Genomic DNA, 24,656 nt, shown 5'->3' on the forward strand with positions numbered 1-24,656 from the left:
TAGGTCGTCCAGATCTAGAAATGGAATGCCGATCTGCAGTGGGGGAAGGGATCTGGTCGATCTACAAGGAGGCGGCATCAGGAGACAGTGAGACGGCGCTGGATATCTTGGAATTCACAGATTCAGATTCTGTGCGATTTGAATACTTCCGCTCGGCTGTCGCCGGGAGGTCGAAGGGGAGGCGCAGGCAGCTCTAAGAGCTGCGCAAATTCGAGAAGCCGAGGGAGCGTTGCAACCATTTGCTGGATGACTGAAGAGCTTGCACCGTGTTCAAGTGCATGTGATCGACAGTCACCCCTGAACGGAAGCAAGCAGGCGGTTCGAACGGCTAGAGGAGCCCGCCGGAATTTCTTCCGGCGGGGCCCCTTGGCCGCCGTGACGGCAGTTGCTGACGCTGCGGCAACGGGGCGTACGCGTACCCCCAGGGGCGCTGGTCCAATTGGGCTGGCCGTGACTTTACTTGATCAAGGTGGCCCGCTGACGCGGCCCGCGCGCACTCCGGCCCTTCGGGGCCGCCGCCCGCTCCTGTCTCCCCCCCCGCTTGCCGGCGTCCCGCTGGTCCGGGCGGGCAACAGCCTCCAGCGGGAACTGTTCTGGGGCTCTGCCCCAGGCCCCGGCCCCCTCTGAGGGCGAGGAGGCCGAAAATACGGCTGCGGATTTGTCTTGGCGATGGGTGGTCGGGTCGCGGGAGGGGTCCCTCGCTGGCCGGTCACCGGAGGCGTACCAGGAACCCCCGGGGGCCGCCAAGGCCAAGCGCAAGCGTCACCTGGTGAGCCTAGGCGGCCCCTGGAGAACCCTGGTACGGCGAAGCTGCCCGACCAGCGTGGGACCCCTCCCACTCAGGCCCCGACCCTGCCGGAGCCTGGCCCTGCGCGATGCTGGCTGGCCGCGGGCTCAATACCGCCCGCAGCGTTGAGCTACCGCCCCGGACGGGTATCTGCCGGATAGCTTCGGAGGCCGGTTCGGATTCCGGCGTCGGCGGTGTGCCGGGCCGGATGTTCGTCCTCTCGGACGGAACGGGGCCATACAGCTTCGTGCGTTGTGTGTCCGTCGGCCCGTAGCGGCTCGGAGCCTGACGGCGGCTTCTGAGCGGGAGCGGAGGCTCCCAGGGCCTGGGTGCCGTGATGGTCGGGGGTTTCTCGTAGGGTTCGGGGGTGAATCGAGACAACTCAGCTGAATCCAGTGGCGGTCGTGGCGGCGAGAGCGCCGAGGAGCTGTTGCGGGGGGTGCACGCGCGGCTGTTGCCCGTCGGGTTGGTGACGCCCGAGGTGGCCGGGGGGATGCGGTATGCCCGGGTCGTGGCCGACGAGCTGGTGTTCGCCTACGCCTTCGACGGGCCCACCAGCGTGCGTTCCCTCACCGACGGCGACGTGGAGCGCGTCGGGATCGAGGAGTTGGGGCAGGCGGCGTACGCCAACCTGATGCGGGTGCCCGTCGGGTACGAGGAGATCACCCTGGAGGGGCGGGCCACGCTGCACTCCGTCTTCGGCGACTCGCACTTCGTGGCCTCCAAGGCGCTGTACCTCGGGGAACTCGCGCGGCAGGTCACCGGCAAGTCGCTGCCCTCCGCCGGCGCGCTCGTGGTCGTCCCGACCCGGCACCTGCTGGCCTTCCATCCGATAGCCGACGGCTCGGTGGTGGACGCCCTCAACGACCTGGCCATGTACGCCCTGGGCGCCTACGAGGACGGGCCCGGGAGCCTGTCGCCGCGCGTGTACTGGTGGTACCGGGGCGGCCTGACCTCGCTGACGGTCGTCGACGAGGAGACGCGGACGCTGTCGCTCAAGCCGCCGCAGGAGCTGGTGGCCCTGATGAAGGGGCTGGTCCGGCTCGACGGCGCCGGCCGGATCCTCGCGGGTCGAGACGCCCCCGATCCGGCCGAGCTGACCCGTACGACCATCGAGTCCGTGGCGCGGCTCGCGGAGGATCCGTCGGGGCTCGGTGACGCCTTCGCCTCGGCCCTGGCGCTGGCCCACGTCCGGTGTACCGCCGATCCCGTCGTGTCCGAGCTCGACACGTGGGACGCGTGGGCCACGGCCGTGCGGCTCGGTACCGCGCTGTTCGCCGGCTCCGGGCCGGAGCAGTGGTTTCTGGGTGAGGCGAACACCCTGCGGCTGCCCGCCACGCCCGCGGCCCCGCCCCCGGACGCCCGTGCCTGGCTCGACGCCGTCTACCTCGCGCTCGCCTGCCGCGCGCACGACCAGGTGGCCCGGCTGTGCCGGGTCCCGCTGGAGACGCTGCGGCAGGACGACAGCGTCGACGCCTACGTCCTGCACTGGGCCGACACCCTGCGGACGTACCTTTCCGGCGGCACCGGAGACGCGGTCGTGGAGAAGCTGCTCGCCACCATGCAGGCGTCCCTGCCCGAGATGCTGACGCATTCCCCGGACGAGTTCGTCAACCGCGTCGACTACCAGCCGGTCGCGCTCTTCCACCGCCTCTTCACCGGGGACCACGAGGCCTTCCGCGGGGCGCTCACCGAAGCCCTCGCCGAACACGGCGGCTACTGGGGGGATTCCGGGGTGCCGCGCGCACGGGTGGCGCTCGGTCCGCTCGCCATGGCCTGCCTCGCCCACGACCAGGGCTTCCCGATGGATCCGGAGCGGCTGCCGCACCTGCCCCGGTACCTCGTCGACGGCAAGCGCGTCGAGGACATCTCCTGACACACCGGCGGCGTGCCGCAGCACGAGCTGATTGTCCGATTGAGTTAGGTTTGCCCGTGTATGTGGTGCGTGCCGATGTTCCCGGAGGGACACTCATGGCGATCGATCTGGACAAGGTGCTCGACAAGGCGTGGGCCGACAAGCCGCTGGCCGATGTGCTGGCCGCTCCCGTGGCCGCGCTGAAGGGCGTCAGCGAGAAGGACGGCGAGCTGCTGCACGAGGCGTTCGGCGTCAGGACCGTCGCCGACTTCGGGCAGTTGAAGTACGTACGGTGGGCGCAGGCGCTCGTGGCGCTGAACCAGACCGTCAAGGCGTAGCAGCCCTTCCCTCCGGCGGTGCGCGTACTCGGGGTACGCGGATCCGGCCGGCGAAGGGCGACCGCGAGAAGGCCGTCCCCCCGCACCCGCTGACGGGTGGGGAGGACGGCCTTCGCCGGGTACGGGGGCGGCCGGCGGGCTACTCCGCCTCACCCTCCAGGTTGCCCTCGGTGTCCAGGTAGACCTGGCGCAGGGCTTCCAGGATCCGGGCGTCCGGCTTCTCCCACATACCGCGGGACTCCGCCTCCAGCAGGCGCTCCGCGATGCCGTGCAGGGCCCACGGGTTGGCCTCCTCCAGGAAGGCGCGGTTCACCGGGTCCAGGACGTACGTCTCGGTGAGCTTGTCGTACATCCAGTCCGCGACCACGCCCGTCGTGGCGTCGTAGCCGAAGAGGTAGTCCACCGTCGCCGCGAGCTCGAAGGCGCCCTTGTAGCCGTGGCGGCGCATCGCCTCGATCCACTTCGGGTTCACGACACGGGCCCGGAAGACGCGCGAGGTCTCCTCGACCAGGGTGCGGGTCTTGACCGTCTCCGGCCGGGTGGAGTCGCCGATGTACGCCTCCGGGGCCGTGCCGCGCAGGGCGCGGACCGTGGCCACCATGCCGCCGTGGTACTGGAAGTAGTCGTCCGAGTCCGCGATGTCGTGCTCGCGGGTGTCCGTGTTCTTCGCCGCGACCGTGATCCGCTTGTAGGCCGTCTCCATCTCGTCCCGGGCGGGCCGTCCTTCGAGGCCGCGGCCGTAGGCGTAGCCGCCCCAGACCGTGTAGACCTCCGCCAGGTCGGCGTCCGTACGCCAGTCGCGGGAGTCGATCAGCTGCAGGATGCCCGCCCCGTACGTACCCGGCCGTGAGCCGAAGATACGGGTCGTCGCGCGGCGCTCGTCACCGTGCAGGGCCAGGTCCGCCTGGGCGTGCGCGCGGACGAAGTTCTGGTCGGCGGGCTCCTCCAGCGAGGCCGCGAGCCGGACAGCGTCGTCGAGCAGGCCGATCACGTGCGGGAACGCGTCACGGAAGAAGCCCGAGATGCGCAGCGTCACATCGATGCGCGGCCGGCCCAGCTCCGCGAGCGGGATCGGCTCCAGCCCGGTCACGCGCCGCGAGGCCTCGTCCCACACCGGCCGGATGCCGAGCAGTGCCATGGCCTCGGCCACGTCGTCGCCCGCCGTGCGCATCGCGCTCGTGCCCCACAGCGACAGGCCCACCGAGGCCGGCCACTCGCCGTTGTCGGTGCGGTAGCGGGTGAGCAGGGAGTCGGCCAGGGCCTGGCCCGTCTCCCACGCGAGGCGGGACGGAACGGCCTTGGGGTCGACCGAGTAGAAGTTGCGGCCCGTCGGAAGGACGTTGACCAGGCCGCGCAGCGGGGAGCCCGAGGGGCCCGCCGGGACGAACCGGCCGTCCAGGGCCGCGACCACATGGGCGATCTCGTCCGTCGTGCCGGCCAGCCGCGGGACCACCTCGCGGGCCGCGAAGGACAGGACCGCCGCGACGTCCGCAGGCCGGTCCGCCGCGACCGAGGCGACGGCGTCGGGCGCCCAGCCGGCGTCCTCCATCGCCTGGACCAGGGCGCGGGCCTGCTCCTCGATGTCGTCCGCGGACGTACGGGTGGCCTTGGACTCGTCGAGGCCGAGGGCCTCGCGCAGCCCGGGCAGGGCCGTCGTACCGCCCCAGATCTGGCGGGCGCGCAGGATTGCGAGGACCAGGTTGACCCGCGCCTCACCCGTCGGCGCACCGCCCAGGACGTGCAGACCGTCCCGGATCTGGGCGTCCTTGACCTCGCACAGCCAGCCGTCGACGTGCAGCAGGAAGTCGTCGAAGCCGTCGTCGTCCGGACGCTCCTCCAGCCCCAGGTCGTGGTCGAGCTTCGCCGCCTGGATCAGCGTCCAGATCTGCGCGCGGATGGCCGGCAGCTTCGCCGGGTCCATCGCGGAGATCTGGGCGTACTCGTCCAGGTGCTGCTCCAGGCGCGCGATGTCGCCGTACGACTCCGCGCGCGCCATCGGCGGCACCAGGTGGTCGACCAGGGTGGCGTGGACGCGGCGCTTGGCCTGGGTGCCCTCGCCCGGGTCGTTGACCAGGAACGGGTAGACCAGCGGGAGGTCGCCGAGCGCGGCGTCCGGCGCGCAGGCAGCGGACAGGCCCGCGTTCTTGCCGGGCAGCCACTCCAGGTTGCCGTGCTTGCCCAGGTGGATCATCGCGTCGGCGCCGAAGCCGCCGTCCTCCGCGCGCGCCTGGATCCACCGGTACGCGGCCAGGTAGTGGTGCGACGGCGGCAGATCGGGGTCGTGGTAGATCGCGATCGGGTTCTCGCCGAAGCCGCGCGGCGGCTGGATGAGGATTAGGAGGTTCCCGCGGCGCAGGGCGGCCAGGACGATGTCGCCCTCGGGGTTCGCCGAACGGTCCACGAACATGTTGCCCGGGGCCTCGCCCCAGTGCTCCTCGACGCTGTCGCGCAGCTCGGCCGGGAGCTCGGCGAACCAGCGCTTGTAGTCGGCGGCGGGGATGCGGACCGGGTTGCGGGCCAGCTGCTCCTCGGTGAGCCAGTCCTGGTCGTGGCCGCCGGCCTCGATCAGGGCGCGGATCAGCTCGTCGCCGTCGCCCGAGACCAGGCCGGGGATCTCGGTGACCGGGCCGAAGTCGTAGCCCTCGGCGATGAGGGTGCGCAGCAGTTCCACCGCGCTCGCCGGGGTGTCCAGGCCGACCGCGTTGCCGATGCGGGAGTGCTTGGTCGGGTACGCGGAGAGGACGAGAGCGATCTTCTTGTCACGGCGCTCGATGTGGCGCAGGCGCGCGTGGCGTACGGCGATGCCCGCGACCCGGGCGGCCCGCTCGGGGTCGGCCACGTAGGCGGGCAGACCGTCCTCGTCGAGCTCCTTGAAGGAGAACGGGACGGTGATCAGACGGCCGTCGAACTCGGGCACGGCGACCTGCGTCGCGGCGTCCAGCGGGGAGAGACCCTCGTCGTTCTCCTCCCAGGCGGCGCGGGAGCCGGTCAGGCACAGGGCCTGGAGGATCGGAACGCCGAGCGCGGCGAGCGCGCCCGCGTCCCAGGACTCGTCGTCCCCGCCCGCCGAGGCGGTGGCGGGCTTGGTGCCGCCGGCCGCGAGGACGGTGGTGACGACCGCGTCCGCGGACCCGAGGGCCGCGACGAGTTCCGGCTCCGGCGTGCGCAGGGAGGAGACGTACAGGGGGACCGGCCGGGCGCCCTGGGCCTCGATGGCCTCGCAGAGCGTGTGCACGAAGCCGGTGTTGCCGCTCATCTGGTGGGCGCGGTAGTAGAGCACGGCGACCTCGGGGCCGTCCGTCCGCTGCGTGGTGCGCTCCAGCGGGCCCCAGGTGGGGGCGGCTGCGGGCGGCTCGAATCCGTGGCCGGTGAGCAGGACGGTGTCGGAGAGGAACCGGGCCAGCTGTCCGAGGTTGGCCGGGCCGCCGTGCGCGAGGTAGGCGTGCGCCTCGGCCGCGATGCCGATCGGCACCGTGGAGGCCTCCATCAGCTGGGCGTCCGGAGCCTGTTCGCCGGTCAGGACCACGACCGGGCGGGTCTGGTCGGGGGCCAGCAGCAGGTCCAGGCCGTCCTGCCAGGCGCGCAGGCCGCCGAGGAGGCGTACGACGACCAGGTCGGCCCCGTCGAGGAGGCCGGGGAGGTCGTCGAGGGGAAGGCGGGAGGGGTTCGCGAACCGGTACGGGACGGGGGCGTCCGCCGTGTTCGCTGCGCGGGCGCTGAGCAGATCGGTGTCGGACGTCGACAGCAGCAGGATCATGCGGCGGCAGGCCTTCCTCGGGGTTTCCGCGCCCCGGGCAGTGAGGACAGCGGGAGTTCCTGACTCACCCGGCCGTGTGGCTCTGCCGGGTTCACAGTGGCGGGACCGCGCCGGATTCGCACCGGGCTTCCTCCCATGTCGCCGTCCTCGGCGACGGCGGACCGTATGGGCCGCCGGAAGGTCATCCTAGGTGGCGTTTGCGGTGGTCGGGAGTGGGGGTGGCCGATGGCTCCGCGGGTGGCTCCGCCGACTGGGGCGGGGTCGGTGCGTCGGTGCGGCGCCGTTGCGGGTGGTTCCGGCGGTCGGGCCGGTGGGTGTGTCGGTGCGGCGCCGTTGCGGGGGCTCTGCGGGTGGCTCCGCCGGGTGAGGCGGGTGGGTGTGCGGGTGCGGCATCGTTGCGGGGGCTCTGCCCCCGGGCCCCCGCGCCTCAAACGCCGGCGGGGCTGGAAGTGTGCGGCGGGGCTGGAAGTGTGCGGCGGGGCCGGGAGTGTGCGGCGGGGCCGGGATGGCGCTGGGGGTGCGGTGGGTGACGGAGGGTGGCGGTGGACACAGTTCCGGGGAGGGGAATCGTGGGTATGCTCGCCGCCATGCCCCAGCCCCCCTCCGCCGTATCGCGGGACGAACCCGTCATACGGGACCGCGGTGACGCCTGCCCCGGTGCGCTCAGGCTGCACGCGGCGGACGACGGGTACCTCGCGCGCGTCCGGATCCCCGGCGGCGCGCTGACCGCCGCGCAGGCCGCGCACCTCGCGGCCGCCGCCGACCGGTTCGGCGACGGGCACCTCGAACTCACCTCCCGCGGCAACGTGCAGCTGCGCGGCCTCGCCGAGGGCTGCGGCACCGGACTCGCCGCCGTGCTGGATGCCGCCGGACTGCTGCCCGCGCCGACGCACGAACGCGTACGCAACATCGTGGCCACCCCGACCTCGCAGGACGTCCTGCCCTGGGTGCGCGAGCTGGACCGGCTGCTGTGCGCGAACACCCGCGTCACCGCCCTGTCCGGCCGCTTCCTCTTCGCCCTCGACGACGGCCGCGGCGACGTGGCCGCCCTGGAGCCGGACATCACCGTGCTCGGGCGTTCCGGCGACCGGGCGCTGGTCCGCCTCGGGGCGGCCGCCGGAGCCGTCGCCGTCGCCGGCGAGGACGCCCCGCTGGCCGCGCTGCTCGCCGCCGAGTACTTCCTCGACGCCGTGGACGCGGCCGGTACCCGCGCCTGGCGCGTGGCCGAACTGCCCGCCGGACACGCCCTGGACGACGCGGAGTTCGCGGCCCGGCTGGCCGCCGCCGGCATCGGCGCCGTCCGCGAGGCCGAGGTGGACTGGCCGTACGCCGCACCGCCCCGGCCGTGGGGACGCGGCCCGGGTCCGCGCGGCGACCTGTGCGTCCTGCCCCCGCTGGGCCGGATGACCACCGGCCAGTGGCGGACCCTGGCGGAGGTCGCCCGGCACGGCGACGGGCTGCGGATCACCCCCTGGCGTACCGTCGTCCTCCCCGACGCCCCCCTCCGCGGGCCGGTCGACGGGCCCGCCCTGCTGGAGGAAGCGGGCCTGGTCGTCGCCGCCGACAGTCCCTGGCAGTCCGTCACCGCCTGTACCGGGCGCCCCGGTTGTGCGAAATCCCTGGCGGACGTACGCGCCGACGCGCGCGCCCTCGTGGAACGGGCGCGGGGGCCGCTGCCCGTGCACTGGTCCGGCTGCGAGCGCCGGTGCGGCCACCCGCGGGGAACGCATTGGGTCGACGCGCTCGCCACCGCCGACGGATACCGGCTCTCCGTGCACGGGCGGCCCCTGCCGCACCGGCCGGACCTGGCGGCCGCCCTCACCGCCGCCCGCGAGACCACCTCATCACCCCAGAGTCCGAAGCCGCAGTGAAGAAATGAGCGAGTACACCGTGTTCGAGTACGAGAAGGACGGCGCCGCGATCTACCGCCAGTCCTTTGCCACGATCCGCGCCGAGGCGGACCTCTCCGGGCTGCCCGCCTCGGTCGCCCAGGTCGCGGTGCGCATGATTCACGCCTGCGGGATGACCGACCTCCCCCAGGATCTGGGGTACACCCCCGAGGTGGTGCTGCGCGCCCGCGCCGCGCTGGAGGCGGGCGCGCCCATCCTGTGCGACGTCCAGATGGTCGCCAGCGGCGTCACCCGCAAGCGGCTGCCCGCCGACAACGACGTGATCTGCACCCTCTCCGACCCCGCCGTCCCGGAGCTCGCCGCGAAGATGGGCACCACGCGCAGCGCCGCAGCCCTCGAAGTGTGGCGCGACCGCGGCCTGTTGGAGGGCTCCGTGGTCGCGGTCGGCAACGCGCCGACCGCGCTGTTCCGGCTGCTGGAGATGATCGAGGAGGGCGCCCCGCGCCCGGCCGCCGTCATCGGCGTGCCTGTCGGCTTCATCGGCGCCGCCGAGTCCAAGGACGCCCTCGCCGCCCACCCCTGCGGCCTGGACCACCTCGTCGTGCGCGGCCGCCGCGGCGGCAGCGCCATCGCCGCGGCCGCCCTCAACGCCATCGCGAGCGTGGCCGAATGAGCGACGCGCAGCCCAAGGGCCGCCTGTACGGGGTCGGACTCGGCCCCGGCGACCCGAACCTGATGACCCTGCGAGCCGTCGAGGTGATCGGCGAGGCGGACGTCGTCGCCTACCACAGCGCCCGTCACGGCCGGTCCATCGCCCGATCGATCGCCGCGAAGCACCTGCGCGAGAGCCACATCGAGGAGCCGCTGGTCTACCCGGTCACCACCGAGACCACCGACCACCCCGGCGGCTACCAGGGCGCGATGGAGGAGTTCTACGAGGCCGCCGCCGCCCGGCTGGCCGCCCACCTGGACGCCGGCCGGACCGTGGCCGTGCTCGCGGAGGGCGACCCGCTCTTCTACAGCTCGTACATGCACATGCACAAGCGGCTCGCCGGCCGGTACGAGACCGAGGTCGTCCCCGGCGTCACCTCGGTCAGTGCCGCCGCCGCCCGCCTCGGCACCCCCCTCGTGGAGGGCGAGGAGGTCCTGACCATCCTCCCCGGCACGCTGCCCGAGGAGGAACTGACCGCCCGCCTCGCCGCGACCGACTCGGCGGTCGTGATGAAGCTCGGCCGGACCTTCCCCGCCGTGCGCGGCGCGATGGAGAACAGCGGCCGGCTCGCCGAGGCCCGCTATGTCGAACGCGCCACGATGGAGGGCGAACGCACCGGAGTCCTCGCCGACACCGACCCCGACAGCGTGCCGTACTTCGCCGTCGCCGTCGTGCCCAGCCGGATCGGCAACCCGGGCAGCGTGCCGTCCGGCCCCGGCGAGGTCGCCGTCGTCGGCACCGGCCCGGCCGGCCCGCTGTGGCTCACCCCGCAGACCCGGCGCGCCCTCGCGGACGCCGAGGTGCTGGTCGGCTACACGACGTACCTGGACCGGGTGCCCGTCAAGCCGGGTCAGGTCCGGCACGGCTCCGACAACAAGGTGGAGTCGGAGCGCGCCGAGTTCGCCCTCGACCTCGCGCGCCGTGGCAAGCGGGTGGCCGTGGTCTCCGGCGGCGACCCGGGTGTCTTCGCCATGGCCACGGCGGTCCTGGAGGTCGCCGGCCAGCCGGAGTACAAGGACGTGCCCGTACGGGTCCTGCCCGGGGTGACCGCGGCCAACGCGGCGGCCGCCGCGGCCGGCGCCCCGCTCGGCCACGACTACGCCACGATCTCGCTGTCCGACCGGCTCAAGCCCTGGGAGGTCATCGCGGAGCGGCTGCGCGCGGCCGCCGCGGCCGACCTGGTGCTCGCCCTCTACAACCCCGGTTCGCGCAGCCGGACCTGGCAGGTCGCCCAGGCCCGCGAACTGCTGCTGGAACTGCGCTCCCCGCAGACCCCGGTGGTCGTCGCCCGCGACGTGGGCGGCCCCGAGCAGTCGGTGCGGATCGTCACGCTCGGCGAACTGGAGCCGTCCGAGGTCGACATGCGCACGATCCTGCTGATCGGCTCCTCGCAGACGCAGGTCACCGAGCGGCCCGACGGGTCGCGGATCACCTGGACGCCGCGCCGCTACCCGTGACCGGGTAGCCTGACCGCAAGCCGGTCCCGGGGTGCTTTCCTCACCCCGGGCCCGGCCTTTTCACGCCTGCTGCCGCAGCCGGTCGAGTACCGCGGCCACCGAATCCGCCTCCGCCACGCCCTCCGGGACCGGGGGGCGGCGTACGACGAGGACGGGGATGCCCGCCTCGCGGGCGGCCGTCAGCTTGGGGGCGGTGGCCGAGCCGCCGCTGTCCTTCGTCACCAGGACGTCGATCCGGTGCCGGGCCAGCAGCTCCCGCTCGTCCTCCAGGGTGAACGGGCCCCGGTCCAGCAGGACTTCGAGGCGGGCCGGGACCGGCCCCGTCGGCGGGTCCACCGAACGCACCAGGAACCACAGGCCGTCGAGGTCCGCGAAGGTGTGCAGGCCCATCCGGCCGGTGGTCAGGAACACCCGGCCGCCGAGGCCCGGCAGCAGGCCCGCGGCCCCGGCCAGGGAGTCCGCGAAGGTCCACGCGTCACCGGGGCCGGGCTGCCAGCCGGGGCGGCGCAGGGCGAGCAGCGGTACGCCCGAGAGCCGGGACGCCTCCGCCGCGTTGAAGCTCATGCGTTCCGCGAAGGGGTGGGTGGCGTCGACCACGCGGGTGACCCCGTGTGCGCCGATCCAGGCCGCCAGCCCGGCGGGCCCGCCGAAGCCCCCGATCCGGGTCCCGCCCGGCGGCAGCACGGGCGCGGCGACCCGCCCCGCCAGCGAGGTCGTCACCCGGTACGAGGACTCCCGCGCCAGCGCCTCCGCGAGGCGGCGGGCCTCCGTGGTGCCGCCCAGGATCAGGACGTGGTGCGCAGCCGCGTCAGCAGACATGCCGGTCGCGCTCGGGGGAGTACAGGTGGCTGTCGCGGAACTGCTCCGCCCCGAGGGTGCGGCCCACCACGATGACGGCCGTGCGGACCAGGCCCGCCTCCTTCACCTGTCCGGCGATGTCGGCCAGGGTGCCGCGCAGGATCAGCTCGTCGGGACGGCTGGCCATCGCCACCACCGCCACCGGGCACCCGGCCCCGTAGTGCGGCAGCAGTTCGTCGACGACGCGGTCCACGTAGCGGGTGGCCAGGTGCAGGACCAGCAGCGCCCCGCTGCGGCCCAGGGTGGCCAGGTCCTCGCCGGGCGGCATGGGGGTCGCCTGCTGGGCGATCCGGGTGAGGATCACGGTCTGCCCGACGGTGGGCACCGTCAGCTCCCGCTTCAGGGCGGCGGCCGCGGCGGCGAAGGCCGGCACGCCCGGGACGACCTCGTAGGGGATACCGGCCGCGTCCAGCCGGCGCATCTGCTCGGCGACCGCGCTGAAGATCGACGGGTCGCCGGAGTGCAGCCGTGCCACGTCCTGGCCCGCCTCGTGGGCGGTCACGCACTCGGCGACGATCTCGTCCAGGTTCAGCTGCGAGGTGTCCACGAGGCGGGCGTCCGCCGGGCACTCGGCGAGCAGCTCGCGCGGCACCAGGCTGCCCGCGTACAGGCAGACGGGGGCGGCGGCCAGGGTCCGGGCACCGCGCACCGTGATCAGATCGGCGGCGCCGGGGCCCGCACCGATGAAGTACACGGTCATGTCTGATCCTTCTCCTTCGTTGCCGTCCGCTCCGCCGTCCGCGGCGCGGTCGCCGGCTTCGTCACCGACCACTGGGTGACCGCCATGGCCTGCCGCCAGCCGGTGAAGCCGCCCACCGGCACGGCGTGCGCGACGGCCAGTTTCACCAGGTCACCGCCGTGGCGCCGGTGGCGCTCGGCGAGGACCGCCTCCGACTCCAGCGTGACCGTGTTGACCACCAGCCGGCCGCCGGGGGCCAGCGCCGCCCACACCGCGTCGAGCAGGCCCGGTGCGGTCAGCCCGCCGCCGATGAACACCGCGTCGGGGGCCGGGAGCCCGGCGAGCGCCTCCGGCGCCGCCCCGACGACCACACGCAGGCCGGGCACGCCGAGCGCCGCCGCGTTACGGGTGATCCGCGCCGCCCGCTCCGGGACGCGCTCCACGGCCACCGCCCGGCACGAGGGGTGCGTACGCATCCACTCGATGCCGATGGAGCCGGAGCCGCCGCCGATGTCCCACAGCAGCTCGCCGGGGGCCGGGGCGAGCGCGCACAGGGTCGCGGCGCGGACGTGGCGCTTGGTGAGCTGGCCGTCGTGCTCGTAGGCGGCGTCGGGCAGGCCGGGGGTGGCGCCGAGGCGCGGCCCGGCGTGGGCCGGGTCCCGGCGGCAGTCGACGGCCACCACGTTCAGGGGGTCGCCCGGCGCGTGGTCCCAGCCGTCGGCCGTGCCCTCGTACACGTCCTCGCGCTCGGAGCCGAGCTGCTCCAGCACCCGCATCCGGCTCGGGCCGAAGCCGCGTTCACGCAGCAGAGCGGCGATCTCGCCGGGGGAGGAGGCGCCGGCGCTGAGCACGATCACCCGCCGCCCGTCGTGCAGCGCGGCCGTGAGCCGGGCCACCGGGCGGCCCACCACGGTGACCACCTCGGTGTCCTCCACCGGCCAGCCGAGGCGGGCGCAGGCGTAGGAGACGGACGAGGGGTGCGGGTGGACCCGCAGGGACCGCGGTCCGAGCTCCTCGGCGAGGGCGCGGCCGATCCCGTAGAACATCGGGTCGCCGCTGGCCAGGACCGCGATCCGGCGCCCGGCGTGCTCGGTCATGAGCTTCGGCACGGCCGGCCGCAGCGGGCTCGGCCACGCCACCCGCTGCCCGGGGCACTCGGCGGCCGGCAGCAGGTCCAGCTGGCGGGGCCCGCCGATCAGGACCTCGGCGCGGGACAGCGACGACCGCGCGGCGGCGGTGAGCCCGGCCCACCCGTCGGCGCCGAGGCCGACGACCGTCACGGGTATGGGGGGCGGTGCGGAACTCACTGCGCGGTACCTCGGGGCGGGAAGGGGAAAAGAGGGCGGACCCGCAGCCTACTGGCCTGCGGCTGCCGTATCCGCGCCCACCCGTGTGAGTCCCGAGACACCCCCCGGGTCCCACCCTCGGTGACCCACCCGGTCGGGGGAGCCGCCATGCCGGACCGGAAGGCCGTGAACATCCCCGCCCGGAGCGGCCGGACGCCGCCGTCGTGACCGGAGCCCACCCCGCCCCGGCCGCGCTCCCGCCCGCCCCCGCGACGCTTCCGTCCGCCCCACCGCATGCCTGTCCCGCGCCCGCCCGTGCGAGCAGACTCGAAACCATGGACGACGACGCTACGGACAACCACCCACACCCCGTCACCCGTGACACCGCCGGGCCGGGTCAGGGCCGGGTGGCGCGTTCGTGGAGGGCGCGGATGCCGTCGTCGAAGTGGACGCTGTAGGAGGTCTTGTCGTCGCCGCCGCCGTCGCGGCCGCCGATCACCCCGATCAGGGTGTGACCGTCTGTCAGCACCGGGCCCCCGCTCGTCCCGTTGGGTACGTCCGCGCAGTCCAGCCGCAGCTGCGTCGGGCCGGCCGGGTGGGCGGTGGTACGGCAGTCCAGCGGCTGCTCGGCGGCGTTCGGATAGCCCACGAGCCGTGCGGGCGCGGGCAGCGCGGTGCCGAAGGCGATCGTCTTGGCGCCGGTGACGTCCTCCAGCCGCTGGCCGGGGTACCCGGGCCGGCGCAGCCGGAGGAAGGCGACGTCGTGGTCGGGGTCCTGCCGCGCGGTCCAGCGGGGGTCCACGTCGATCCGGGTGGGCACCCAGACGCCGTACGGTGCGATGCCGTCCCGGTAGCCGGGGGCGAAGGCGAGGTTGGTGCGGAAGCCGCCGCCGTACACACAGTGGGCGGCGGTGGCGATCAGGTCACCGGCGGGGGAGTGGACCACGACGCCCGAGCAGTGGTGGTCGGGGTCGCCGTCGTTGCCGGGGGAGAAGAGCGCGCCGATCGCCGGCTCGGCGGGGGCGGGCCTCGCCACCAGCGGATCGGAGGGCTGCCACCCCCCGGAGCGCCAGTCCACCGCACCGTCCCCGGCGAAGACCTTGCCGTCCGTGGCCGGTTCGGGGTCCTCACGGACGATCCCGTCGAGGACGGCCGACGCCGTACGGTCGGCACGCTCGGGGTCCTGCTGGTAGACGCCCCGCTCCGGATCGCCGTCGGCGCGGGTGGTGACGATGCCGCGCAGCTCCCAGGCGGCGTACCCGGCCCCCGCGAGGACCAGGGCGCACACGAGGCCGACGGCCACGCGGCCCCGTGCCGCGGTCCGTTCCCGCTCCCGTCCCTGAACCCTGCTGGTCATATGGCCCCTTCCGCCCCGCGTACGCGTCCGACTCTCGGTTAAATGGGGGGAGCCCGGCCCGGGTTCCGAGGTCGGGACGTGTCCGTCCTCACAGCCGATCGTACCGGCGTGTGCATGCCATGCGACGGCCTGCGGACACCGTCCGGCCGCCTCCCGCCCGGGACACGCCCCGGCCCTGAAACCGGGTGCGGGAACCGCGCCCGGTTGAAGGCTGACCCTGCGCGTCGTCCGCGACGAACCCGCCCGCATCACCGCCGCGCGCGCCGCCGACGACCCCCACCTGCACCACCTCGACGGGCGCGCCCTGTACGGGGAGGCCGACTTCGCCGAGTTCCCGCTGCCCGACGGCCTCCACCCGGACGCCGCCGGCCACCGCCGCATCGGCGAACGCCCCGCCCGTGCGTTCGGCTCCGCCCGGGCCCGCTGACGCCGAACCGGGCGTTCCCTACCCCCTGCCGAGCGCTCGGCGCTATCGTGCCGGGGCGGAGGGGCGACGGCACGAGGGGGCGGGGCGGCGATGCGATTTCTCTTTGTCCACGGCACGGGAGTACGGCGCGAGCGGCACGACCGGCTCTTCGCCCTGGTCCGCGAACGGCTGACGGCCAGATTCCCCGGCGCCGCCGTCGACTCCTGCTACTGGGGCGACCGCTTCGGCGCCACCCTCGGCGCCGGCGGCCGCTCCGTGCCCGGGCTGAAGCCCGCCGCCGGATCCGCGCCCGACCCCGTCGACGCGGAGACGGCCGAATGGACCCTGCTGCTCGCCGACCCGCTGTGCGAGGTACGGGTCCTCGCCGAGGCCGGCTGGCCCGGCCCGGGCGCCGTCGGCCCCGACGGCGAGGACGGGAGCCCGTACCCGGACGACGACGCCTTCGCGATGCCCGGCGTACAGCCCGCCGGGGCAGGGGTGCTCGCGCTGCTCGCCGGCTTACCGCCCGCGCCGCCCCACCCCGGGGACGAACTCGGCGCCCTGCTGCACGGCACCGGGCTCGCCGCGGACTTCCCCGCCGCCCTGGACACCGCCGCCCGCTCCGCCGAGGCGGCCCGCGCCGCCGAGCGTGCCACCGCCGAACCGCAGGCCCGGGAGCTGGCCACCGCCCTCGCCCGGGCCGTGACCGCCGGCGCGCTCGCCGCCGCCGGAGCCGAGGCCGACTGCACCGGCGCCGAACGCGACCGCCTCGTCGAACTGCTCACTACCCGCCTCGGCGGTGACGCCCGGGTCCCCGGCGCCCGCGCGGCCGCCGTCCTCGGCCGGCTCGCGATGCGGGTCACCACCCAGCCGCTGCTCAACGCCTGGCGCGGCTCCCTCACCGCCGGGGCCACCCCCGCCCTCGGCGACATCCTGCGCTACCAGGCCCGGGGCCACGACCTGCGCGCGTTCCTGCACGCCCGGATCACCGCCGCACCCGGGCCGACCGTACTCATCGGCCACAGTCTCGGCGGGATCGCCCTCGTGGACCTCCTCGCCCTCGCCGCCGCCCGCGGCGAAGCCGTCCCCGGCGCGGAACTGCTCGTCACCGTCGGCTCCCAGGCCGCCTTCCTGCACGAGCTCGGTGCCCTGGCCGCCCTCGAACCCGGCGGGAAACTCCCGTACGGCTTCCCGCGCTGGCTCAACGTCTACGACCGCCAGGACGTGCTGTCCTACCTCGCCGGACCGGTTTTCCCCGGCGACCCCCGCATCACCGACCACGAGATCGGCAGCCGCCAGCCCTTCCCCGCCTGCCACAGCGCCTACTGGAAACAGGACTCCCTCTACGAACGGATCGAACAGGCGGTGGCCGAAGCGGAGATCGGGTGATCCCCACCGGCCTCCTGCCCCCGGCACTCGGCCCGCAGCGCACCTTCGCGCTCGTCGCCGGCGTCGAGCGCTACGACATCAGCCACCGCTGGAACCTGCGCGGCCCGGCCCGCGACGCCCTGCGCTTCGCCCACTGGCTGACCGGCCCCGCCCAGGTGCCGCCCGGCAACCTCAGGCTCCTGCTGTCCCCGCTCGACGCACCCGACGCCCTCGACTGGCCCGACTCCCCGGCCATGACCGCCCTGCGGACCGCGTACCGGCCGGCGACCGAGGAGAACGTGAAGGCGGCCCTCCTCGACGAACTCCCGCAGTGCGACGGCGACCTGCTGTGGATCTTCTGGGCCGGCCACGGCTACCTCGGGCCGCGCCAGGAGCTGATGCTGCCCTGCGCCGACGCCCGCCCCAGCCAGATCCGCCACCTCAACCTCGACTCGGCGCTCCGCTGGTGGCGCACCGACCTCGTCAAACACCGCAGCTTCCCGCTCCAGGCCGCACTCGTGGACTCCTGCCGGGTCGACGCACCCCGCGACGCCCGGTTCAACTTCGGCAGCACCGACTACGGCGGCGGCAACTCGGTCCCCGGACGCCGGCAGTTCCGGCTCTACGCCTCCCGCGAGGGCGAGGCCGCGCAGAACGACGCCGAGCGCGGCGCCGGACGCTTCACCGAGGCCCTCCTCACCGAACTCGGCGGCGCCTCCGTACGGGACAGCGTCAGCGGGCTCCCCGTCGCCGCCCGCAGCATCCACCGCTCCTTCCAGGAACTGCGCGAACGCGGCGAGGGCTGGCAGCTCCCGCAGTTCCTCGTGGACCGCGACTGGGACGCCTGCTCCTTCCTCGACGACGACCCCACCGCTCCGGCGCCGCCCCGGGCCGCCCGCCTCGACCAGCAGGCCTGGGACGGACTCGGCGCGCTCTTCGAGGGCCGCGAACCACCGCGCTGCGCCTACGAGGCCTACGCCTGGGCGTTCAAGGCGACCGGCTGCACCACCCCGGTCGGCGGCGGCCTGCCCGGCGACAGCCTCCTGGACGTGGTCCAGGACCTCGACGAACGCCACGGCGGACGCGGCGGCATGCCCCTGCCCGTGCCCTTCGTACGGTTCCTCGCGGACCGGGCCGCCGCGGCGGGCGACACGGCGTGGGCGGGACGGCTGAAGGACTGGGTCGACACCACCCGCGAGCGGCTCGCCCTGCCGGTGCTGCCCCCGCCGCCGCCCCCGGCGCGCACCACGGTCGTGCACGTCGGGCTGGAGCCGCCCCCCGACGGCGGGCCCGGCTTCCGGGCCCGGATATGGCTGCACGGCGAACGCGCCGAGCACATCTGGGAGTCGCAGGGCCCGCCCGTACGCCTGGACGCGGTACGGGGGGAACTCGTACGGCAGCTCGCCCTCATCGGCGGCGCGGCCCCCGCCGACGGCGCCGAGGCCGGATCCCGGAGCCGGGGCGGCGTCGACCGCATCGAGTTCCACGTCCCGTACGAGCTGCTCGACACCGACTTCGACCAGTGGCCGGTGCCCCGTGGTCCGGCCGGCCGGCACCGCGCCCTCGGCCTGCTCCACCAGGTCGTGGTGCGCTGCCCGCAGGAACGCGCCGACACCCGGGCCGAGTGGCACGGCAGCTGGCGCTGGCTGTGCACCAGGGGAGGCCGGCACCCCGAGGCCGTCCGGGTCGTGGAGGAGGCAGAGGTCACGGACGTGCTGGGGATGGAACTGGCCGAGCGCCCGGCACCCGCCTGCGTCCTGTCGCACACCGCCGCCGCCCCGCACGCAGGGCTGCTGGAAGCCGTACTCGAAGGCGGCGTCCCGGTCGCCGTATGGCGGCGCGGCGGCGGAACACCGCAGCCGCCGCTCCTCGACCTGCTCGCACCGGCCGGGCCCGACGGCCGCCCGGACCCCGGCGCACTGGACGTACTCACCCTGCCCGCGCGTATGCGGGAGGTGCGCCGGGCGGCCGCGGGCGCCGCCGCGGGCGCCGCACGCACCACCCAACAGCCCTCAGGGGAAGACCAGTTGGTGCTCCTGTGGGACGATCCCGACGACATACCGGGCTTCCGGTCCCTGGCCTGACCCCGACCACTGACAGACGGCGACACGACGATGGAGGCAGAGGCAGTGGTGAAGGACTGGTGGCTGTACCACGGGACCGGCCAGGGCACGGACCGGCGGGCCCGCCTCGAAGCCGGATCGCCGCCACCCTGGCGGGACTTCACCGGCACCCCCGACCCCGGGTACGCACCCCCCGGGTGCGAGGGGCCGGCCTGGGAACGCACCCGGCGGCGCGGCGAGGGCTATGTCCCCGACGAACAGGAGAAGGACGTCGTCAACACGGCCCTGCACCTGCGCAGGCCGCTGCTGATCACCGGCAAGCCCGGCGTCGGCAAGTCCACCCTCGCCTACAGCATCGCCTCGGACCTCGGCCTGGGGCCCGTACTGCACTGGCCCATCACCAGCCGCACGGTCCTGCGCGACGGCCTGTACCTGTACGACGCCATCGGCCGGCTCCAGGAGGCCGGGCTGGAGCAACTGCGCAGGCCCGCCGCCCCGGTGGGCCGGGCGACGACGGCCCCGGACACCACGAACACGGACACGGGCACGGCCGCGGTCCTGTCCGCGGCCGGACCCGAGCCCGCCGCCGCGCCCTCGATCTCCCGCTACCTGCGCCTCGGGCCGCTCGGGACCGCCCTGCTGCCGCAGGACCGGCCCCGCGTCCTGCTCGTCGACGAGATCGACAAAAGCGACATCGACCTCCCCGGCGACCTCCTCACCGTCTTCGAGGACGGCGGCTTCGTCATCCCCGAACTGGCCCGCCTCGCCCAGGAGGACCCCACCGTCGCCATCGGCACCGACGACGACCCGGACGCCGCCGTCCGCGTCGCCCAGGGCCGCGTGCAGTGCCGGTACTTCCCCGTCGTCGTCCTCACCAGCAACGGCGAACGCGACTTCCCGCCCGCCTTCCTGCGCCGCTGCGTCCGCCTGCACCTGGAACCGCCCGGCGAGGAGAAACTCGCCCTCATCGTGCGCCGCAGGCTCGGCATCGACGTCGAGGCGGGCGGGGAGTACCAGGAGCTCGTCCGGGACTTCATCGACCGCGCCGGGGACGGCGACCTCGCCACCGACCAGCTCCTCAACGCCATCCAGCTCCGCCTCGCCGGAGCCTGGTCCGCCCCCGGCGACCGCGACCGCTTCCTGAAGACCGTCATGCAGCACCTCACCGGGCCCACGGCGTGATCGAGGAACTGCTCGCCGCCCTCGCCGACGGCGCCCACGACGCGGCGGGCCCGCGTCCCGGCGTCGGCTCGGAGGAGATCGCCGACATTCTGTGGCTGGCCGCCCGCGTGGACGGCGCCGGGCCCCGCGCGCCCGCCGTGACGCCCGGCGACCTCCCGGGCGAGCGGCCACCGGACACCGACCCGTCGGCCCCCGAGGACCCGACGACCGTCGCACGCCCGGCTGACGGGCAGCCGGCCGTCACGCTCTTCCCCGCCTCCGTACCCGACCCGGCCGGGAAACCGGCCGACGACGGCGCCGGCCGCCGCGGCACGGCCCTGCGGCTGCCCCGGGCCGCTTCCCTCGACGACCCGCTCGCCCTGATGCGCGCCCTGCGCCCCGTCGGCCGGCGCTCCATCGGCGGCCCCGGGGAAGAGCTGGACGAGCAGCTCACCGTCGAGCGCAGCATCGAGCGGATGGTGCCGACGCCCGTGCTGCGGCCGGCCGAGACCCGCTGGCTGGACCTGGCGCTCGTCGTGGACACCCACCACTCGATGCTGCTCTGGGCGGACCTCGTGGACGAGCTGCGCCGCGTGCTGACCCGCAGCGGGGTCTTCCGCGACGTACGGACCTGGCGGCTGACGGGCACCGGCGCCGGCGCCACCCCGATGCTCACCCGGGGCCGGTCCGGCGCCCCGCGCAACCCGCTGGAACTGGCCGACCCCGCCGGCCGCAGGCTGATCCTCGTCCTCACCGACACCGTGGCGGGCGGCTGGCGCGAGGCCTCCGTACAGGGCGTGCTCCGGCACTGGTGCACGCACAACGCCGTGGCCGTGCTGAACGTCCTGCCCGAACGGCTCTGGACGCGCGGCGCCGTCCGGCCCGTCCCCTTCGCCGTCCGCGCCGACCGGCCCGCGACCGCCACCCGCTCCTGGCAGCGGGCGGCGACCGCCCGCCGCTCCCGTGCCGGACGCCGGCACGCGGCCGACGTCGTCCCCGTGGTCGGTGTCACCCCGGGCAGCCTGGCCCGGCTGGTGCGGGTGGTCTCCGGCGACGGCCGCTGGCGGCGCCTGGCCTGTCTGCGGCTGGACGCGGAGCCGGGGCAGACGCCCGCCCGCGCGGCCGCCCCGGCGGGCGACGTCGTCCGCAGCGCGCTGGACGTGGTGGAACGGTTCCGTGCGAGCGCCTCCCCGACCGCCCAGCAGCTCGCCGCGCACCTGGCCGCCGTACCGCTGACCCTGCCGGTGATGAACCTGGTGCGGCGCTCCCTGCTGCGGGACTCCGAGCACGGCCACCTCGCGGAGGTCGCCCTCGGCGGGCTGTTCGCGCCCTGGGACCACGAACGGGACCCCGAGGAGGTGGAGTTCCAGTTCCTGCCCGGCGTACGGGAGGCCCTGCTCGGCTCCCAGCTGCGCGGGGACGTGGCCGCCGTCCGGGAACTGGTCCGCCGCCGGGTGTGGGAGTACATGTCCCGCCGCCGGGGCACCGGGCCGGACTTCTCCGCGACCCGCGTCACCGACGGCCACGAGGGCCGCCGCCGGGTGGCCGAGGCGACCCTGCCGTTCGCCACGCAGCCGCCGCGGGACCCGGGCCTCGCCGACCGGGTCGTACGGGTCCGCCACGAGCCCATGCCGGAGCCGCAGGAGGTCGGCGTCCTGCTGACGCCGCGCCTGGTCCTCACCGTCGGCGACGCCCCGCCGGCCTGGAGCACCACCGCCTGGGTGCGGGCCGGTGACCGTGAGGTTCCCTGCCGTCCGGTGTGGTGGGACGACGCACTTCCCCGGGTGTCGCTGCTGCTGGCCGACGAGGACCTGGCGGACCCGGCCGTCTGCGCGGAGCCGCTGCCCTGGCTGACCGCGGACCACCACTTCGCCCGGGTACGGGTCGACGGCCGTACCGACCAGGGCGACCCCGTCGCGCTGACGGGCGAGGTGGTCCCGTACGAGGGCGCGCGCAACGGGGAACTGGTCCGGCTCTCCGCGGAACCGGAGGCCTGGACCCACTACCGGGGCGGCCCGGTCTCCCGGGACGGCGCGCTGATCGGCGTCGTCCACGGCGTCTGGCCGGACCGCATGGTGTTCCTGTCGGGCCGCGCCCTGCTGGAACAGCCCGGCTTCCGCGTGGTGCTGGCGGAGCACGCCACGACGGACCCGCCGGAGGAGGCAGACAGCGCCGCCGTGGTGTGCCTGGCGGTACGGCCCGGGGACGACGGGGTGTATCCGGCGGGGCGCCCGGCGCACGCGGAGCTGAGGGACCTGATGGCCCAGCTGATGGCGGACACGGACGTGCCCGGGCAGTTGAGCAGCGGCGATGCGAGCGTCCCGGTGTCCCTGCGGCTGGAGGCACCCGACGCCCTCGGCAAGGCCGGCCGGCTGCTGGCAGGGTTACCCAGGGCCATGGCCCTGTTCGCATACCGCAGAGCGTACGGCCGGCACCCCTCGCTCGAAGTGGGCCTCGCCGCGGGGCCCTCGCAGGAGGCGGCCCCGGACGCCTGGCTACGTGCCGTGTCGGAGGCCGACCGGATCGTCCGGCACCTCGGGACGGTGGACCGGCGCCGACGGCCGTCCGGCCCCCTCGTCCTGGCCCTCTCCCAGACCCTGCACGAGGAACTGGGCGCGCAGCTGGGGCCCGGTGCGCTCCACACACTCGCGCCCCTCGGCCTCGACGGGGAAGGCTGGATGTGCACGGGTGATCCCGTCGAGCTGGGTGACGCTCTGGCGGAGGCCGGTGAACTCCGGGGCAATGACATCGACTGGCCGACCTGCGGATTCCATACGATGCGTGGCAACGACGTGTCGCGCTGCATCGGCATCCGGCTTCCCGGAGGCCGGCGGTGCCTGGCACACGCGGACAGCGAGGAACGGGTGGCCCACCTCGCGACGCTCGGGCCGGAGGCGCCGGTGGACCTGCGCGGCACCACCTTCGACCAGGGCCTGCTCGGGCAGGTCTTCCGGGCCGTCGGGGGCGGGGGAGCGGCCCGGATGGGCCGGTCGTCCTTCGACCGCGCGCACTTCGTCGACCCCTGGAACGCGGAGACGGTGTTCACGGAAGGAGTCTCCTTCCGCCGTGCCGTGTTCTCCGGGCGGGCGCTGTTCAACCGGGCCGACTTCGCCGGGCCCGCGTTCTTCGACAGCGCCGTGTTCGAGCGCTTCGCCGCCTTCGACCGCAGCGACTTCCACGCCGCCGCCTCGTTCCGGCGGGCGGTCTTCCGCGACACGGTGGGGTTCACGAACGCCACCTTCGGACGCCTGCTCGACTTCGGCCGCACCGTCTTCGACGAGGTGGTGGACCTGAACGGGGTCTTCGTCGAGGAGACGGCCGACTTCACCGGCGCGGTCTTCCGGGACGTCCTCGGACTGAGCGAGGCCCGCTTCGCCGGCGCTGCCGTGTTCGCGCGTACGGCGTGGGAGCGCGGCCTGCTCGCCACCGGCACCGCGTTCGGCGGCCCCGTCACCTTCGACGGCGCGACCTTCCGGGGCCAGGTCCGGTTCGAGGACGTGACCTTCCCCTCCTCCGGGGTGCCCTTCCGGGACGAGCCGGACCGCTGGGCCGTCCGGGGTCACCCGGACGGGTCGTGGGAGATCAGCTTGATCGACGGAGAGCGGGAGGAGTAGGGGCCGGTCCCCGGCCCGGTCAGGAGCCGCTGTGGGAGGCCTCCAGGCGGCGGGGGCGGCCGTCCTGGGCGGGGAGGCTCGCCTCGATCTCGTCCAGGGCACGGCGGGCGGTCGCGATGCGGTCCCGGACGTCGGTGTCGGGGCCGGCCGGGACCGGCGGCGGCCCCGGTTGCTTGCGTTCCCGGTTGGCCGCGTCCTCGATCTCGCGTGCCTCGTCGAGGGAGTTGAGGACCACCCCGATCAGGACGTTGACCAGGACGAACGAGGCGAGCAGCGCGTAGGAGGCGTAGTAGAGGATGCTGAGGCGGGAGATCTGCAGGCCCGCCCGGACGGCGTCGGTGAGGCCGTCCAGGGTGGTCAGCAGGAAGAGCGTGAGCATGGCGCGGCCCACGGAACCGTAGTGCCCGGGGTCGGACTCGGCGAAGCAGACCCAGCCGACCATGGCGTACACGTACAGCACCAGTCCGCCGACGAACAGGAAGCTGGCGGTGCCGGGCAGGCTGCGGCCGACCGCGATCAGCAGGATGCGCAGGTGCGGGAGGAAACGGGCCGTGCGCAGCACCCGGGCCAGCCGCAGCAGCCGCAGCAGGGTGGTGTTCTCGCGGACGAACGGGACGAAGGCGGAGGCGACGACCGCGAGGTCGAAGAGGTTCCACGGGTCGCGGAAGAATGCTTTCGGCCGGTCCGCGAAGGCGCCGATGCGGAGCAGCATCTCCAGGCTGAACAGGGCCAGGCAGCACTGTTCGGCGGTCCGCAGCAGCTGCTGGTACTCGGCGGCCAGCCCGCTGTACGTCTCGGCGCCCATCAGCGCGGCGTTGAGGAGGATCAGGCAGAAGACGACCGCCCCGAAGGCGGGGGCCTCGGTGGCCACCCGGCACCGGGCCGCCAGTTTCATCCGACCGCGTCCGGACTGCCTCGGGTCTGTCATCGTGCTCCTCGTACTCTCGCGTGCACCACGGGCGAACAAGCGGCCCGCCTTCCCTAACGCCCCACAGCCGATCGGGTTTCACCACTGCGCGCGCCCCAACGCGCCGAGGCGTGCGCCCCCACCGTCCGAACAGCGGCGGGGGCGCACGGCTCCACCGTCGCTCCGTCCGCTCAAGTGCGT

Annotated in this window: 15 protein-coding genes, 1 pseudogene and 1 riboswitch; of the genes and pseudogenes, 10 read left to right on the plus strand and 6 right to left on the minus strand. The window is 74.6% G+C overall.

The window, feature by feature from the left end:
* The first annotated feature begins 1,280 nt into the window (after positions 1-1,280).
* Together AAT21_RS28000 and AAT21_RS28005 are read left to right on the plus strand one after the other, a co-directional pair.
* Entirely contained in the window at positions 1,281-2,663 is a 1,383-nt protein-coding gene (locus AAT21_RS28000) for an immunity 49 family protein (RefSeq protein ID WP_235439242.1), read from the plus strand.
* A gap of 95 nt (positions 2,664-2,758) precedes the next feature.
* Positions 2,759-2,980 carry a hypothetical protein gene (locus AAT21_RS28005; protein WP_030966080.1) on the plus strand — a complete coding sequence of 74 codons (222 nt, stop codon included), beginning with the start codon at positions 2,759-2,761 and terminating at the stop codon, positions 2,978-2,980.
* Between the two features lie 139 nt (positions 2,981-3,119).
* Here the strand turns inward: AAT21_RS28005 and cobN are convergent, their stop codons facing one another.
* Positions 3,120-6,737, minus strand: a complete 3,618-nt coding sequence (cobN, locus tag AAT21_RS28010) for a cobaltochelatase subunit CobN (RefSeq protein ID WP_046779750.1) — start codon at positions 6,735-6,737, stop codon at positions 3,120-3,122.
* A gap of 40 nt (positions 6,738-6,777) precedes the next feature.
* Positions 6,778-6,905: riboswitch (cobalamin riboswitch) on the minus strand.
* Between the two features lie 419 nt (positions 6,906-7,324).
* On the opposite strand from cobN, the gene AAT21_RS28015 reads away from it, so the two are divergent.
* Genes AAT21_RS28015 through AAT21_RS28025 form a run of 3 tightly spaced genes read left to right on the plus strand, consistent with a single transcriptional unit; the run spans position 7,325 to position 10,756 of the window.
* A complete protein-coding gene (locus tag AAT21_RS28015; RefSeq protein WP_046779939.1) occupies positions 7,325-8,608 on the plus strand; it encodes a cobalamin biosynthesis protein CobG in 1,284 nt (427 codons plus the stop codon).
* A gap of 4 nt (positions 8,609-8,612) precedes the next feature.
* A complete protein-coding gene (locus AAT21_RS28020; RefSeq protein WP_046779751.1) occupies positions 8,613-9,260 on the plus strand; it encodes a precorrin-8X methylmutase in 648 nt (215 codons plus the stop codon).
* Positions 9,257-10,756, plus strand: coding sequence for a precorrin-2 C(20)-methyltransferase (locus AAT21_RS28025; protein WP_046779752.1), 1,500 nt, complete (start codon positions 9,257-9,259; stop codon positions 10,754-10,756). Before AAT21_RS28020 ends, AAT21_RS28025 begins: the two co-directional genes overlap by 4 nt.
* Before the next feature lie 60 nt (positions 10,757-10,816).
* On the opposite strand, the gene AAT21_RS28030 is transcribed toward AAT21_RS28025, so the two are convergent.
* From AAT21_RS28030 to AAT21_RS28045, 4 genes are all read right to left on the minus strand, one after another.
* On the minus strand, positions 10,817-11,575 hold the full coding sequence (locus AAT21_RS28030) for a cobalt-precorrin-6A reductase (RefSeq protein WP_046779753.1): 759 nt from the start codon (positions 11,573-11,575) through the stop codon (positions 10,817-10,819).
* Positions 11,565-12,314, minus strand: a complete 750-nt coding sequence (gene cobM / locus AAT21_RS28035) for a precorrin-4 C(11)-methyltransferase (RefSeq protein WP_046779754.1) — start codon at positions 12,312-12,314, stop codon at positions 11,565-11,567. The genes AAT21_RS28030 and cobM overlap by 11 nt, the downstream gene beginning before the upstream one ends.
* Positions 12,311-13,600 carry a bifunctional cobalt-precorrin-7 (C(5))-methyltransferase/cobalt-precorrin-6B (C(15))-methyltransferase gene (locus tag AAT21_RS28040; protein ID WP_046779755.1) on the minus strand — a complete coding sequence of 430 codons (1,290 nt, stop codon included), beginning with the start codon at positions 13,598-13,600 and terminating at the stop codon, positions 12,311-12,313. The genes cobM and AAT21_RS28040 overlap by 4 nt, the downstream gene beginning before the upstream one ends.
* Positions 13,601-13,976: 376 nt before the next feature.
* On the minus strand, positions 13,977-14,936 hold the full coding sequence (locus AAT21_RS28045) for a trypsin-like serine peptidase (RefSeq protein ID WP_052758013.1): 960 nt from the start codon (positions 14,934-14,936) through the stop codon (positions 13,977-13,979).
* A gap of 208 nt (positions 14,937-15,144) precedes the next feature.
* Between AAT21_RS28045 and AAT21_RS39385 the strand changes: the two are divergent.
* From AAT21_RS39385 to AAT21_RS28070, 5 genes and pseudogenes are all read left to right on the plus strand, one after another.
* Positions 15,145-15,363: pseudogene (locus AAT21_RS39385) on the plus strand (lipase); the annotation flags it as partial.
* Positions 15,364-15,453: 90 nt separating this feature from the next.
* Positions 15,454-16,731, plus strand: coding sequence for a hypothetical protein (locus AAT21_RS28055; protein WP_046779757.1), 1,278 nt, complete (start codon positions 15,454-15,456; stop codon positions 16,729-16,731).
* A complete protein-coding gene (locus tag AAT21_RS34730; protein ID WP_052758014.1) occupies positions 16,728-18,794 on the plus strand; it encodes a VMAP-C domain-containing protein in 2,067 nt (688 codons plus the stop codon). The genes AAT21_RS28055 and AAT21_RS34730 overlap by 4 nt, the downstream gene beginning before the upstream one ends.
* Positions 18,795-18,824: 30 nt before the next feature.
* On the plus strand, positions 18,825-19,955 hold the full coding sequence (locus AAT21_RS28065; RefSeq protein ID WP_052758015.1) for an AAA family ATPase: 1,131 nt from the start codon (positions 18,825-18,827) through the stop codon (positions 19,953-19,955).
* Positions 19,952-23,548, plus strand: coding sequence for a pentapeptide repeat-containing protein (locus AAT21_RS28070; RefSeq protein ID WP_046779758.1), 3,597 nt, complete (start codon positions 19,952-19,954; stop codon positions 23,546-23,548). The genes AAT21_RS28065 and AAT21_RS28070 overlap by 4 nt, the downstream gene beginning before the upstream one ends.
* Positions 23,549-23,567: 19 nt before the next feature.
* Here the strand turns inward: AAT21_RS28070 and AAT21_RS28075 are convergent, their stop codons facing one another.
* Positions 23,568-24,476, minus strand: coding sequence for an ion transporter (locus tag AAT21_RS28075; RefSeq protein ID WP_046779759.1), 909 nt, complete (start codon positions 24,474-24,476; stop codon positions 23,568-23,570).
* Positions 24,477-24,656: the final 180 nt, after the last annotated feature.

Source organism: Streptomyces yangpuensis (genome assembly GCF_001005295.1).
GTDB lineage: Bacteria > Actinomycetota > Actinomycetes > Streptomycetales > Streptomycetaceae > Streptomyces > Streptomyces yangpuensis.